Here is a 13,792-nt window from a genome sequence, read left to right as displayed (position 1 = left end):
CTAGACGACTTGACGTACGATCCACTGTTTAACTAGGAAAAAGCATAATTGTAAAATTGTGGATAAGGACTGCCGTTTTACTTGCCTGTTGTCCTTTTTTCACTTTGACCTGAACAACAAAAATTCTGAATGTTCAGACTTGTACAGGTGACTAAAAAACAGTGATTTGACATTAGTAGAATTTATTTATGCAATGCTACTGACTTTCATTAGAGATAATCTGAAAAATAGATTTGATGACATACAAATATTACAATATAAAGCAAAGGAAGAACGAGAACAGTTTTTTAATTATATGGAAAAGAAGAAAGTTTCTTTTGAACAAGCAAAGAAAGAACTTTACCTTCCAAATACTATTAAGTTAGGTGAGGAGATTCAACTAATCCACCAGGTTAAAGTAGAAGATTTAAGCTATGAGTTTGGAGAAGAAATAACCAAGAATTTTGTTAGTTTATTTTCAATGATACGACATGATAGTAGTTTCTTTTATTATACTGAAAAAAATCCTTTTGAAACTTCTCCAATGTGGAGGAAGTCTGATAAATTATTATTTGTTCCTATGTGTGTACAAATTTTACACGCTATACAAATTCAACTTACTTCTTTACTAGAGAGTAGTGAATATAAAGAAAGATTCTATAAAAATAGAGATAAGAACTCTGAAGAAAAAACATTAGAGATTTTCCAAGGGTTTATTAAGGATTCAGCTAATTACTATACTTCAGTTTTTGAAAACAACAAATCACAGAATGAACATGATTTGCTAATTGAATATGGAGATACAGTTTTTATAGTGGAAGTTAAGGCTTCTAAAGTGAAGGAACCCTTTAGAGACCCAGATAAAGCTTATAAAAGAATCAAAAGAGACTTTAGAAGTGACGGTGGTATCCAAAAAGGATATAACCAGGGATTAAATTTAAAGAATCTCATTCTATCAAAAAAAGAGACAATCCTATACGATTCAAATGGTAATGAATTACTAAGGATAGAAAAAGACAAAATAAAAAAAGTGTTTATACTTGTAGTTACGGCAGAAGATTTTGGGATACTTTCCACGAATTTATCATACTTACTTGAAAAGCCAGAAGAAGAACCTTATCCGTGGGCTTGTAACTTACATGATTTAGAAACTGCTTTGGATGGAATCATATATAAAAAAGGCAGCATAAGTTCATTTATTCAATACTTGCATGAAAGAGAAGAATTTCATAAGTATTTAGTTGCTTCAGATGAATTAGAGATACTTGGCTACTTCTTAGAAAATGGAAGTTTGCAATCTTTAAACGCTAGTGAAGAAAAGTTCTTTGGTTTTGACCCGGATTTTGCAACAGTATTTGATGAGATTTATTTTGAAAAGAGAGGGATTTCAAACAACCGCATTGGACCCAAGTTCAATCAAAAGATAGAAAATCAAAGTAATATAAAAGCGAGAAGAAAAGATATTAAAAAGAAGAAGCGAAAACAGTCTAAAGCAAATAAAAAGAGAAATAGAAAAAAGTAAACACATTCAGGGAGGTTAAGTGATGGAGGAAGTTTATAGAAGTGCTGATACAATTTACATTCATAAACCAATGGCGAAAAAGTTAGCTAACGTCTTTGACTTGATTCATCTTCTTAACTCTTTATATATCAACGAAATGAATGTACGTTTTTATATGATAAAAAACCACCTTTGAATGGTGGCTTTATTTCATTATCTAATTCGTAAATTGCTACGATTAATAGTGGCTTGTGGTGAATACTTCTCTATCAAGCTTTCTAATAGGAGAAATTGTGCTTCGGTAGATTTTGGTCCGAGTGTAAATTCTGCTTCATTGAATATACCCGATTCTAACGGAACGTCTATGAATGTATTCTTAATTGGATATTTTTCAAGATTTAGAATGTCTTTTGTCAACTCATCATTTGGAAGGTACACTTCATCTGGAAATGCAAGTATCTTAAATCTCCATTCTTGTTCGTATTCCCAACACTTTTGCTTGAACATACCTAAGTCATATAAATTTATTCTAATATGGTCGCCCACGTTACTAATTACATTTGAAAGAAGGTATTTTTCTTCGTCTGAATAATGTATTTTATTCGGTCCTTGAAGCATAGTGGTACGATAACCATATCCTAAGCATTCTCTATCAATTGCAATAGCTTCCCCTTGTATAATACTTGCACCACCTTTATCAAATACTCTCGGGTTTTCTCTACCCTTGAACATATTAACGGGGAGTTTAATCCTAACCCCGTCCATATCCCTTGTGTACATTCTCCACATTGGAATTGATTCGTCAGAATGACTTGTCCAACTAGAGGTAAACACGGCGGTATTTGTATATGGAAGGTTTAGAGAAGAAGCTTCATTCATGTCATTTACTTTGTCAAGCCTACTAAAACGTAGCGAGTTATATTTTAGTATTAATGCAACTGTTTCTAATGAAGTGTAATGGTAAAGATATTCTGGTAATTCATATATTTGCATTTCTTCCCACATAAAATCATCTGTATATATTGTGTTTCCAAAATAATCATTCATAATCTTTCCCCCTTTGTTCCAATATATCACAACTCACAATGGGAAGGACACGGGGGAAGGGGGTAGGGCTACGGCTGGATTGGGGGTTCTGAATATTCGTACACCATTTTTAACCCGTGAATGTTACTTAATTGTAAATCAGTCTAGGGGATAGGTTTTTCATTAAAAAAATCGAAAATTGCTACAAAAAATTTTTGCCAAAAATTAAACCTCCGAATGTTACTTTGAAAAATGTTACAATTCGCTGCATTTCTTCCCAATTTTATGTAGACAGTTTTACAAAATGAATTATGAATAAATTATTTCTTTCTATACAATAAGGATATAAAGTAAGGGCGTTATTTCTGCGGTAACTTTGTATAATATGTGGTAATATTGAAATGGAAGTATTGTATTATTTTGGGATTTCCGATTAAGAGAGGTGACTAGTATTTTATTAGATACTTTAAGCAAAAACACGGTTATTGAATCACTATCAAATATATTAAATGTAAGACAAGAGTATATTGATTACTACATTATAAGAAATATGTTTAAGATTAATAAAGGAACGGTCAAAGACATAGACGTAAATGAGTTCTTTAAATTTATTTCAAAACTAACAAAAGAAAACCTTGAACCTAAATTTGACATCACCCACGTTACTATTTCTCATCTATCCCCACAAATGATACTGAACTAAGTAAGTATTTGAGAAAAGTAGGTTTGGTTTTTACCAATGAGAATAATCTTGTTAAAGTAACACACAATGATATGAAGATTGATTGGACGAAGTATGATTGTCCAACCGCCCAGATGATTATTAATAGGCTTGAAGGTAATAGGGTCTGGACTACAAGTGACAATTGCATAAATGGGTTCTTATTCAACGGAAATCTATAAAAATGGAAATGTAGGTCATATATTTAGAAATCCTGAAATCATGGAAAATATATTGAGGGTACTTGGTAGGTTAGATTTAATAAGTGATTACAACAAAAAATCTAAACCATATATTATTTGTTTTAAAGTACCTATTTCAGACATTGTTTTTGATGAAAATGGAAATCATAGATTAAATAATAAGCAAAAGAACTTTCTAATTCTTAGGTATTGTTTGTATTATCTTAGCCTACAAAAGAGTCATAATTGGAGTGAAAATAATAATCCTATCATTCGACTAAAGGATAATATGAACGTAGATATTAACAATATGGTTGCAGTATACGAAGTGAACAAAGATGACGGCGAATTAGTTCGTCTATCAATTTAATAAAAAAGGACGCTATCCAAAACAGGTAACGTCCTTTCTTGTTTATAAAAATTTATCTACATAGCCTTTGAATTGTTCCCAACCAAGTACAATTGTAATAATTGAAGATATGAAGCCTATGAGTAGGATTACTAAGCTAAGTAATTTCACAAATAAGTTATTTGACCACTTATAACTTGTGGTGTAATTGGTTATTCCCGTCCAATAGAGAAGCATTATAGGAAGTGTAACAAAGAATTGAACGCCTTCTCTAAGTAACACTAAGGGGTTTTTCATATCCCTTCTAATTTCGTCCATAGTATCGTTATAAGTTGCCATTTTCATAATCAGTAAGTTGTTAACCCAACCAAATTCTTCCGACATTAAGGACGGATTACGTAACGCTTGAACGGTATTGATTAAAACTTGATAGTTATTATACATGTAGCCAGCCCCTGCGGGTTTGTAACTAATTAAACCGTCGCTTCCTAATAAACGTTGTGCTTTTGGTGCTTTACCTATTAATTCCCCGTAAAGTTTATTTTCTTCTTCTGAATTAACACTTTTACCAAGGTACTTATTTAAATAATCAACGTATTTTTTGTTGTAGTCATGTAAGAAATCTAGGTCTTTACCAAACTTTATTAAACTCATTACTTCCTTTATAAAGCCAATTAAGATTAAGCCTAAAACCGTAAAAATTGTATATAAACCCATGTAATACGCCCGCCCCTTGTCCTAAAAGATACTAATATAATTATACTATAAATTGGAAAGGAAGCCTTGAGAAAAAATTTATGAAAGGGGCTTGTACAAAGGATAATTAATTAATATAATGGATATTTTTATATAGTCGTATGAATAGCGACGCAGGGAAAACCACAATTAACGTTTGAATATACGGTAATATCACGGTTTCTCAATGATATATATACTAATGAAATTTTTAGCACGACTCAAAATCGTGTCCATACATAAAAAGCTTGTAATAGTAAAAATCCACTACATCGTTAAAGCAGTGGATTTTTTGACATTTATTTTGAGAAAGTCTAGCATGCTTATTCTATTTAAAAACTGAATTAATGGGTGAAAATGTATTATGTTGCCGTTTAACATCTGTATCAGTCATTTGAATATATTTTCTCACCATAGACATATTGGAATGTCCTAAAATTTTCTGTAAACTGAACGGGTCCCCACCGTTTAATACATAAAATAATGCCCCAGTATGCCTAAATGTGTGAGGAGAAACTCGTTTAGAAGTAAGATTAGCCTTTTTACCCCATTCTTGTAAGTTTTTCCGTACAGTGTTATCTGAGAGAGGCATACCATCATAGGTAACAAACAAAACCTCAGAATTAAATTCTTCTGTTTCTATTATATAATCTTTTAAAATTGTAATTGTTTTTGTGGAAAGTGGCACTAGCCTCGCCTTTTTTGTTTTAGTTTCAGGAGCTTCGAGTTGAATTAAGCCTGTATCTAAATCTACGTTTTCCCTCCTGATTTGAATTAATTCAGAGCATCTCACCATCGTATCAAGTAGGACATAAACCAAAACCAAATCTCTAAAGCCTCTAAAAGTTGAATCATCAATTGTATTTATCAAGTCCTTTACTTCGGAAGGAGTAAAGGACTCTAATGTGTCTTCTTGTGTTTTTAACGGTTTAAACCGTTCGTGAATCGGTTCTTCAATCCATCCCTCTAAATAACAATGCCGAAGGAATGCTCTCATTGTACGTATTCGAACATTAGCTGTTACTGGAGATAAACCTTTATCATGCAGCATAAAACCAATATAACCTCGAAAGAGGTCTAAATTGATTTCTTCTTTTGTGAGGTCTTCACCCGTAAAATCAAGTAGACATTTGAAGTGAATCTGGTAATCATTCAATGTTCTTTTAGTTAACCCTTCAGTTTCTTTAAAGACCATGAACCTGTCAAACATCACACTTAAAGAAGAATTAGCCTTCGATTTGTTGGAGTTTCTCTTACTGGTTTTACTCCTAGAGTATTTTCTAACCCTTTTCTGCTCGTGATTTGCCATAAAAAAAACCTCCCACATTTTGTTTGTAGAAGGATACAGATTGAATAAATATGTAGACGAACCCAAGCGGTCTTACCTAAACGGTCTGCCACGGTTTCGTCTAAAACCTAACCGAGACCGTTTGATACCTAAAACCCTTGAAACCGAAAAAACCTTAGTTTGGCGGGACTGTGTAGGAATCGAACCTACCGGAGATGGCACGCACCTCCCAAGCGGTTTTGAAGACCGTGGCGAACACCAGTGTCACAGCCAGCCCCATAGTATAAATGCTTTAACCCTGTGGATAAACGGACTTGTCCATTTTTTCCACGCGGTCTATATACCATTCACACGTTCATTATACCTATATGACAATAGTTTAGCAAGGATTTAATACCAAACGGATTAGTGTAATTTTTGAAGAAGAACGTTCTAAAATAGATTTTTTTCTAAAAGAAAAATTGACTAAATGGAGACCTAGGAATAGACGTTGAACTACTTGGATAGTGAGAAGAAAGGGATTTTAATTTCAAATGGACTTTTGTATTAAGAAATAGGTAAGTTGAAATTCTCTATTTTACTGAAATTAATTATATAAGAATAATAAATGAAAGGGTGATTTTATATAAAATTAATAGTTTTTTAGAAAATGATATTGCGTGTAACACTGTATAGATAAGTAACTGTGATACTTGCACACTAAAAAATACCATTTAAGTATTATATTGTATATCTTTTGTTTTTGGTATATCATAATAGTAACTTGTTTTATTGGATTAAAAGTTAAAGAGAGAGAGGGAAAATAAATTGAAGATTATAGAGGGATATGTTTATTCAATTTCTTACAAACTTAATTCTAAGGTGTTATTTGGAGGAACAAGTAGAGATGGTCATTTGAGACTGGAGGAACATATTGGTGATCTAAGGAAGGGGACTGAAAGAAATAAACTATTACAAGCTGATTTTGATAAGGATGGAGAAGATAATTTCGATTTTCAAATTGTCTTTAAGACTGAGCAGTATAAACTTTGTGAGTTATTATTAATTGAACTTTTTTCAAGGGTTAAATTGTCATATAACAAAAGAAGAGGGGAAGCAATTAAATTAGTAGAAAGAGGTGAGGTTGTTGTACCTGAGTCTTTATATGATGATATAAAGACATATATACAAGAAAAATATCAAAATTCACCTTTCTTGGAAGGTTTATTGAATGAATTAGAAGATATGCAGATTCAGTTTGAGTCTAAATCAGAGGGGTTATATGAAAGGGAATTTAAGAGGAAATTTCTTTCTCTAAAATACAATGAAAATACCCAAAGGGTAACAAAACAATTGTTTAAGAAGGCTTATAACTTTGAGGAGAGAATGAATAAAGACTTATACAATTTCACGTTCAATGAAGCAGAAGAGTTTTTAAGTTCGCTGTGTGCAACAACAGTAGATAGCTTGAGGAACTTAATTGCTAAACTTTCTAACTATTTGGATTTTGCGATTGAACAAGGAGTAACTGATAACAAAATTAATTACTATAAGGCTTTGAGTAAAAGGGATGAAGTATCAAAGTATCTGCATAAAGAAGCTGAAGAGAATATGATCTTTGACAAAGATGAGATTATGTCCATGGCTGAAGATGCGGATAATCCTCAAGATGGAGTCATTCTTGGCTTAATTTTTGATGGTGTATCTCACAAGAATGAGTTTGAAGAGTTGATTAATCTTACAGAAGATGATGTTGATTTAGTTAATAAGAAGATTAATCTTCCTACTAGAGGGATTCCGATTAGCAGTGAGACTGCAGTATTAATCAAAGGAGCTATTAATGAAGGTACTTACTATAGCATTAACGGAGATAAGGTTCGTGAGTACAAGATAACTGAGAGCGAGAACGTTCTTAGAGGTCTTAGAAATAAGCATAAAGTAAAGTCTCAAATAATCAGTCAGAGAATCTTGAGAATAGCTGAGAAGAATGACTATGAATATCTAAATGCAACTACCATTTCAAATAGTGGGCAATTACACTTTGCTTTAACATTACTAGATAATAAAAAAATGTCTGTAAATGAAATAATTTCTGTAGTTCTAAAAAGGTTTGGAGTTCCAGACAATGCAATGTCACGATTTTATTTGAGAAAGAGAATTGAGGATTTTTTGAAGAAGAAAAACAACAAACGATAGGTATAGTATAGATAACATGATTCTATGCTTAATTAAAATAAAGCTTAAAACTCTTAAAACCTTACTTTAATATTATTAATATTTTATATGAGATAGGAGGTAAGCCCATGATAGGTAGCTCTTGTCAAATTTATAAAACCTGCCGCATTTGTAGAAAAACTAAATGGTATAAATCTTTTGAAACAAAAGGAAAAGGGAAACGAAAGACATATTGCAAACAATGTAAAGATCGAAAAACTGAATTGGAAAGTTCATCTTCATCTCAATATATGTTTGACACAAATATTTTAAAAAAGTCACGTATTGATGTTCGTCTAAAGTTACCAACCAAGAAAAGCGTTCGGTATTCGGTTTCCTATGAACAAGCAGTACTAATGGTAGAAGAGGGTATTGCAGGAATAGTCCATGAGACATTAATACATAGGCTCTATGATATGCAAACATTTAGAGAAATGGTATTAAATAGGGACAATTATCAATGCTGCTATTGCGGTCAATACGGAGGTACAATTGATCATATTATACCTAAATCAAAAGGTGGTCTTTGTACCTTCAACAATGTTGTTTGCTCTTGCACTAAATGTAACGCTATCAAAGGAGATCTAACATTAGAAGAGTTTCTGTATTGTGTCGAACCTATTTCATTTATTAATAAGATTAAAAACAAACGAATTGTAGAACAGGTTCAAGCGTTTAATCAATTACTTAACAATGTTAACATTATAAATAAAAAATTTAATTTTAACAAAAAACTAACAGCTGCAATAGTTGGGGAAATTGAACAGTTAGAATATAACTTGAGTAAAATAAAGAAAAACCTAAATTTCTGAGAAGCAGTCAATTTGGTTGCTTTTTTGAAAAAGGTGTAGTGGGGATTTTCCACTTTCTTAATTTTTATTGTTAGAGATAGGGATGAGAACGCTTCAACCTACACCAACACGGTGTAAAAAAAACGACACGAGGCAGATTTTTCGTGGTTTCCATCCAATGGAAATACCTTATCTATAAGTATTTCTAAAGTGAATCTCGAAACGTGTATATCTGACTATAGATGATGTTAATTTTAACGATAAAGAAATTAACCTAAAAGATAGAACGATATCTTTAAGTAATGAGACCGTCGTCTTACTTAGGAATGCCATAGATAAGAAACTTATTATTATATTGATAAAGTTACAAAAATAGTGGATTGATTATTGTAGAGTGATTTATTTAAGGGGGAGCAGCCGTTATAGCTGCTCTTATTTTTCGCTGTCTTTATGTTTATCTATTTCATCGTTAACCACTTTTAATATTTTATCTTTACTTTCTTGATCAAGCACGCTTAAATCATTTCCTAATAAACCGACAAAAAAATTAAAATTACCTCTATCTTTCCTCATCGATGTTAACAATGAATGCAGATTGATGATAACACTTTCAAAAGTTTGTGCATTTTTATCTATATTAAATGCAAGTTCCTTCTTGATATCTTCATTTTTCCTTTCAAGAATTTTAATTAATTCAATCATCCATTCACTTTCAATATTAATCCTCTCTTTTTCTAACTTGGTTACTGAATATTCTGGATCAGTATTAATGTCTTCTAGTCTCTTTGATAACATTTCTTCAATTTCTGCCGCTCTTCTTTCCTCCCAATCTTTTACTTCTTCTACATCAGCTGCAATCCTTTCAGGTGATTTAATTTGATAAAAGTTGTCTAGAAATTCATCAATCCTACTCTCTGTAAACCCTATATGCTTCAAAATGTCGTATGCTGTATCATAATCGGGCTTCTTAATTAATCCTCTTTCTAGCTGCGATATATATGTTTCGGCTTTTCCGATTAATCGCGATAATTCCCTAGAACCAATTTTTCTTTTTGTTCTTAATGCTTTTATATCCCTACCAAAGTTATTAATACTCATGGTATGTTCCTCCAATAATTAAAATGTAGTGTATGTAAATTATAACATACTTCATTTCACTAAAAAAGCACGATATTGAAATTACTTTATACTTCAAATGGAATAAACTATTTACACTGTTGTGTAAATATGCTACACTGTGTTTAGTTGATTAAGACTACTTACCACTTTTAACCACGCGACGATTTTAATCAAAACACCGATACGATAAGGGATAAGTCACAAATTTGTACAGTTGATTTCATAGAAGTCGCTGTATTTGTAAATGGAATATCGATAAGGATTAGGTTTTCTATAATTAAGGGTAAAAAAGGTAATGTGTTCTAAGTCAATCAAATTATGTGAAAACAACGGAGGATAAAAAATTATGAAGAATTCAAATGCAAAACAAAAATCATGTGAGGCGAAATTTTATTATCGAGGTAATAATGACCTGTACAATGAGAATGGTGAAAAAATTTTTGCTGCCTTTGTCAATAGTAAGGGTAATGTGTTTAAGATTACTACTACTCCTTTTCTGGAAGCTGAAGCACAAGGAATGGAATCGCAATTTAAAAAGGTAAAGAAGGTATGGGGATGTGAATGGAAGAAAGCGGAATGAAATTACTTAAAATACATTTAGATATGACTTTAATTTATAAAAAACAACAGAAAATTTTAAAGGAAGTGAGAGTTTAACAAATTGGATTATTTCAAGAAATGTGAGCAATTAAAAATTATAGATGCTACATGTGGAAAGGGAAAAACGTCATGGGCAATACAATATATGAATGAAGCGGAGTTATCAGAGAAGTTCATGTACATTACCCCTTTTTTAATGGAGGTGCAACGGGTTAAAGAATCAGTTATAAGAAGAAAATTTCAAGAACCGACTAAAAATGAGGGCAATGTTACTAAGTTAGAAAGCCTAAAACGTCTTTTAGAAAAAGGAGAAAATATTGTAGCTACACACTCGCTGTTTCTAAATGTCGATGACGAGATATTAAAATTAATTTTTCTTCAAGATTATACGTTGATTTTAGACGAGGTTATTAATGTTATTGAACAAGTGCCAATTAAACAGGATGATATTAAGGTATTACTTCAAGCAAAAAATGATGAGGAACAACCTTTTATTACTGTAAAAGAAAATGGCTATGTTAAATGGAATCATAGAAAATATAATGGAGACAGATTTAGCCATATAAAGCATTTAGCTTATACAAACAATCTCATCATCCATAACGATATAGCTATGTATTGGACTTTCCCTGCAGCAGTTTTTAAATCGTTTAAAGATGTATATATCTTGACCTATATGTTTTATGGACAACTGCAAAGATATTATTTTGATTTGTTTAATGTTAAATATAAATTCCATTCTGTTGATTACAATGAGAAAAAGGAAAAGTATGAGTTAACACAATATATTAGGCCTACACAGGAAAAGGAACTTCCTGAATTAAAAAGAAAAATACGTATCTATTACAAGAAATTCAACGATAAAAAGGATTTAAATGCTATTGGTGAAGAGAGAGGTGTATTTTCAAGTAGGTGGATTAAGAATCATTTGAATGATAAGTCAATTCTGAAAATGATTACAGATAATGCTTACAATTTCTACCGTAATAAATGTCATTCTAAATCTAATAAAGTAATGTGGACTTGTGTTAAAGAATTTGAAAAGAAACTTGCTGTCCCTAAGGCAAAGAAACAGTTTGTAGAAGTCACATGTAGGGCTACAAATAATTATGTTGAAAGGGATACATTAATCTATTTTGCTAATAGATATATGAATCCAGTTACAAGCCACTTTTTTAAAAGTCATGGTATTAAAATAGACGAAGATTTATGGGCATTGTCGGAATTAATACAATGGTTATTTAGAAGTGCTATTAGAAAAGGAGACCATGTTAACCTGTATATTCCATCATCCCGTATGAGAGATTTGTTAGAAAAGTATTTAAATGGGGAAGCCGTTGCATACTTTGAAGAAAAGTTTTTTGAGGATCATTGGAGAAAGCAGTCACAGTTGCAAAAACACTCTGAGAAATCTATATCATAGGCTGTTTATTAGTTTTCAGAGATCCTTTTTCATTAAAAAGGGGTAAATGGAAATTTAAACCCTTATAAAATATAGGGTTGTAGAGGGTATCCCTTATAAAAAAATATAAAAAAAGGTACAAATGAAGGGAGAAAGTTTCTACAGTCGGTACTACCGCCTACGCTTCGCTCCGTTACTGTTACGTAGTCCACTTCGTTGGGACTACGTGACTTCAAAGGCATCAATAAGGAATTCTTATTAAGATTAAATTAAAATGATAGAGTATTGAAATAGTTAGAATAAATCCGATAAAGATTTAGATACTGTGGTTCAGATACAGTTGGCTTATCTTAGACTAATCGTAGCGAAGCGGAGATTAGTGCTATGATAAGTCAACTGGTCGGGGAGGAATGAGTGAGGCACGAACGAATGACGGGCTGACAAGCCGATCTTTTCTCGGGTAAACACTGGGCAGCCTGCCCGACACTTCTCTATCGCTGCGTTCCTCCTCGGCAGTTGCTCGTTCTTCACTATGTTCAGAACGGCAACTATCCTTATCATTGGGGACTTTTATGAGCATCGAAAAGAATTAAGCATAATCATTGGGGATATATACATGAAAAAGGATAATGGTGGAGGTATTTGTCTTGTGGGAAAATTAGAGATTAATAAAGATGTATTACGTAAATTTAATAAGATGGGACTTTCTCTCGTATTTATAAATGCTTATTTCCAAATGTACATTTTTGATCATCTAATCAAGTACACTTTTGCTCATTATAACTCTTTCTATACAGGAGAATGAATAATTACAACTTGACACGGAGCCTCTACGGGTATGACTATACAGCCAGAAAGCCAGCAATATTAGGGGCTGGCTAGCCAACCAAGGCTATCATGCCCGCCACTCCATGTAAAGTCGTAATATACAGGTGAAATCAAAAATGTACACGGTTAAACGATCACTTTTGTACATTCTTAATTTAGCATTTGTAGTATTTGACGAAGATACAGAAAGTGCTTATTTATACACGCAATTCGGGGATATTTTTAACGAAGGAAGAAACGATTGAAGTGGTTAGAGGATTAATGAATTTCGTCGAGATTGTAGACGATAACTAAATCATTGAATACAACCAGCAACCACAAGAATATGTTGATTACCATCGTCAAGAGTTTAACCACTATCGGAATCTGAGTAGAAGAAAAAAAGGTTATGTATTCATTTACAAAGGATTAGTGTCTAATAACTATCGCTTTGGTGAAACGAAGGAACTCAGTAAACGTAAGGAAGCGTTACAAAACTCCTCTCCTGTTGCGTTAGATTTTGTAGTTGAAATGTATAGTGAAGATACAGTTTCTTTAAAAGAATATCTTCAAAATATGTTTGCTAATAGAACGGTAACAAATAATTGGTTTGCGTTAATAGATGAAGACATTTCTTTCATTAGGAATAAAGAATTTCAAGGAGAATTTCAGGAAATGCATCAACGACGTTATAATAAAAGAAAAAAGAACAATTTGTATGTTTGAACCCTTCCTGTGGTAAACGTGTGACTGATGAACGTCAACAATATTACTATGAATATTATGGCAACTATCGGTATAAATTCTGCTCTAAGGAATGTGTGGAAGCCTACTTTAAGACGTATTCAGGAGCATGATATCTTGATTAATTTACTTTAATTACAATATTTCTTACTTGACTTTTAATTACTAATTTATCTAAAAGTATATAATTTTTGCTTGTTATGAAAGAGTGCAAAAAGGGATGACTTGGATTAAGTTATCCCCTTTTTGTGTCTTGGGGCGGATGTCTGAACATAAGGGGAGTTCAAGACATAACTGTATACGGATTAATAAAACTGTGATTTTATGAAGACTAAATAATCCGTTTTATCCTTCT

The 13,792-nt window shown here is 32.1% G+C and carries 14 protein-coding genes and 1 tRNA gene; 10 read left to right on the top strand and 5 right to left on the bottom strand.

Features of this window, described 5'->3' with window-relative positions; genetic code table 11:
* Positions 1-166: 166 nt before the first annotated feature.
* Together AC1FXP_RS03925 and AC1FXP_RS03920 are read left to right on the top strand one after the other, a co-directional pair.
* Entirely contained in the window at positions 167-1,501 is a 1,335-nt protein-coding gene (locus AC1FXP_RS03925; protein WP_480058872.1) for a hypothetical protein, read from the top strand.
* 22 nt (positions 1,502-1,523) lie between these two features.
* Complete coding sequence (locus AC1FXP_RS03920) at positions 1,524-1,676, top strand: hypothetical protein (protein ID WP_480058871.1); 153 nt, start codon at positions 1,524-1,526, stop codon at positions 1,674-1,676.
* Positions 1,677-1,693: 17 nt separating this feature from the next.
* Here the strand turns inward: AC1FXP_RS03920 and AC1FXP_RS03915 are convergent, their stop codons facing one another.
* The gene (locus AC1FXP_RS03915) at positions 1,694-2,527 is read right to left on the bottom strand and encodes a DUF2971 domain-containing protein (RefSeq protein ID WP_480058870.1); all 834 of its coding nucleotides are present in this window, start codon (positions 2,525-2,527) and stop codon (positions 1,694-1,696) included.
* 853 nt (positions 2,528-3,380) lie between these two features.
* On the opposite strand from AC1FXP_RS03915, the gene AC1FXP_RS03910 reads away from it, so the two are divergent.
* Positions 3,381-3,779, top strand: coding sequence for a hypothetical protein (locus AC1FXP_RS03910; protein ID WP_480058869.1), 399 nt, complete (start codon positions 3,381-3,383; stop codon positions 3,777-3,779).
* A 42-nt stretch (positions 3,780-3,821) separates the two neighbouring features.
* On the opposite strand, the gene AC1FXP_RS03905 is transcribed toward AC1FXP_RS03910, so the two are convergent.
* The 3 genes from AC1FXP_RS03905 to AC1FXP_RS03895 all read right to left on the bottom strand — a co-directional run bounded on the left by AC1FXP_RS03905 (position 3,822) and on the right by AC1FXP_RS03895 (position 6,059).
* Complete coding sequence (locus AC1FXP_RS03905; protein ID WP_480058868.1) at positions 3,822-4,475, bottom strand: hypothetical protein; 654 nt, start codon at positions 4,473-4,475, stop codon at positions 3,822-3,824.
* 346 nt (positions 4,476-4,821) lie between these two features.
* Positions 4,822-5,802 carry a tyrosine-type recombinase/integrase gene (locus AC1FXP_RS03900; protein ID WP_480058867.1) on the bottom strand — a complete coding sequence of 327 codons (981 nt, stop codon included), beginning with the start codon at positions 5,800-5,802 and terminating at the stop codon, positions 4,822-4,824.
* Between the two features lie 160 nt (positions 5,803-5,962).
* A tRNA-Sec gene (locus AC1FXP_RS03895) sits at positions 5,963-6,059 on the bottom strand.
* 529 nt (positions 6,060-6,588) lie between these two features.
* Between AC1FXP_RS03895 and AC1FXP_RS03890 the strand changes: the two genes are divergently transcribed.
* Together AC1FXP_RS03890 and AC1FXP_RS03885 are read left to right on the top strand one after the other, a co-directional pair.
* Positions 6,589-7,956: a phage lytic cycle repressor MrpR family protein gene (locus AC1FXP_RS03890; protein WP_480058866.1), complete on the top strand. Its 1,368-nt coding sequence runs from the start codon at positions 6,589-6,591 to the stop codon at positions 7,954-7,956.
* A 107-nt stretch (positions 7,957-8,063) separates the two neighbouring features.
* Positions 8,064-8,786, top strand: coding sequence for an HNH endonuclease (locus tag AC1FXP_RS03885; RefSeq protein WP_480058865.1), 723 nt, complete (start codon positions 8,064-8,066; stop codon positions 8,784-8,786).
* A 411-nt stretch (positions 8,787-9,197) separates the two neighbouring features.
* Here AC1FXP_RS03885 and AC1FXP_RS03880 read toward each other — a convergent pair whose 3' ends face one another.
* Positions 9,198-9,863 (bottom strand): helix-turn-helix domain-containing protein, encoded by a 666-nt coding sequence (locus tag AC1FXP_RS03880; RefSeq protein ID WP_480058864.1) that lies wholly within the window; start codon positions 9,861-9,863, stop codon positions 9,198-9,200.
* A 367-nt stretch (positions 9,864-10,230) separates the two neighbouring features.
* Between AC1FXP_RS03880 and AC1FXP_RS03875 the strand changes: the two genes are divergently transcribed.
* The 5 genes from AC1FXP_RS03875 (at position 10,231) to AC1FXP_RS03855 (ending at position 13,419) form a co-directional block, all read left to right on the top strand.
* Entirely contained in the window at positions 10,231-10,464 is a 234-nt protein-coding gene (locus AC1FXP_RS03875) for a hypothetical protein (protein WP_480058863.1), read from the top strand.
* An 81-nt stretch (positions 10,465-10,545) separates the two neighbouring features.
* Positions 10,546-11,907 carry a DEAD/DEAH box helicase family protein gene (locus tag AC1FXP_RS03870; protein WP_480058862.1) on the top strand — a complete coding sequence of 454 codons (1,362 nt, stop codon included), beginning with the start codon at positions 10,546-10,548 and terminating at the stop codon, positions 11,905-11,907.
* Between the two features lie 628 nt (positions 11,908-12,535).
* On the top strand, positions 12,536-12,691 hold the full coding sequence (locus tag AC1FXP_RS03865; RefSeq protein WP_480058861.1) for a hypothetical protein: 156 nt from the start codon (positions 12,536-12,538) through the stop codon (positions 12,689-12,691).
* A gap of 139 nt (positions 12,692-12,830) precedes the next feature.
* Positions 12,831-12,959 carry a hypothetical protein gene (locus AC1FXP_RS03860; protein ID WP_480058860.1) on the top strand — a complete coding sequence of 43 codons (129 nt, stop codon included), beginning with the start codon at positions 12,831-12,833 and terminating at the stop codon, positions 12,957-12,959.
* Between the two features lie 166 nt (positions 12,960-13,125).
* Positions 13,126-13,419, top strand: a complete 294-nt coding sequence (locus tag AC1FXP_RS03855; protein ID WP_480058859.1) for a GIY-YIG nuclease family protein — start codon at positions 13,126-13,128, stop codon at positions 13,417-13,419.
* The last annotated feature ends 373 nt before the right edge of the window (positions 13,420-13,792 follow it).

This window comes from Halalkalibacter sp. HAAS-P013 (assembly GCF_056619925.1).
The sequence above is the reverse complement of the archived record's forward strand: the minus strand, read 5'-3'. Positions and strand labels throughout refer to the sequence as shown.

Bases quoted from the DNA above. Each gene is read 5' to 3' on its own strand.
- AC1FXP_RS03920 (WP_480058871.1), top strand. From the start codon at position 1,524: ATGGAGGAAGTTTATAGAAGTGCTGATACAATTTACATTCATAAACCA.
- AC1FXP_RS03915 (WP_480058870.1), bottom strand. From the start codon at position 2,527: ATGAATGATTATTTTGGAAACACAATATATACAGATGATTTTATGTGG.
- AC1FXP_RS03910 (WP_480058869.1), top strand. From the start codon at position 3,381: ATGGGTTCTTATTCAACGGAAATCTATAAAAATGGAAATGTAGGTCAT.
- AC1FXP_RS03905 (WP_480058868.1), bottom strand. From the start codon at position 4,475: ATGGGTTTATATACAATTTTTACGGTTTTAGGCTTAATCTTAATTGGC.
- AC1FXP_RS03900 (WP_480058867.1), bottom strand. From the start codon at position 5,802: ATGGCAAATCACGAGCAGAAAAGGGTTAGAAAATACTCTAGGAGTAAA.
- AC1FXP_RS03885 (WP_480058865.1), top strand. From the start codon at position 8,064: ATGATAGGTAGCTCTTGTCAAATTTATAAAACCTGCCGCATTTGTAGA.
- AC1FXP_RS03880 (WP_480058864.1), bottom strand. From the start codon at position 9,863: ATGAGTATTAATAACTTTGGTAGGGATATAAAAGCATTAAGAACAAAA.
- AC1FXP_RS03875 (WP_480058863.1), top strand. From the start codon at position 10,231: ATGAAGAATTCAAATGCAAAACAAAAATCATGTGAGGCGAAATTTTAT.
- AC1FXP_RS03860 (WP_480058860.1), top strand. From the start codon at position 12,831: ATGTACACGGTTAAACGATCACTTTTGTACATTCTTAATTTAGCATTT.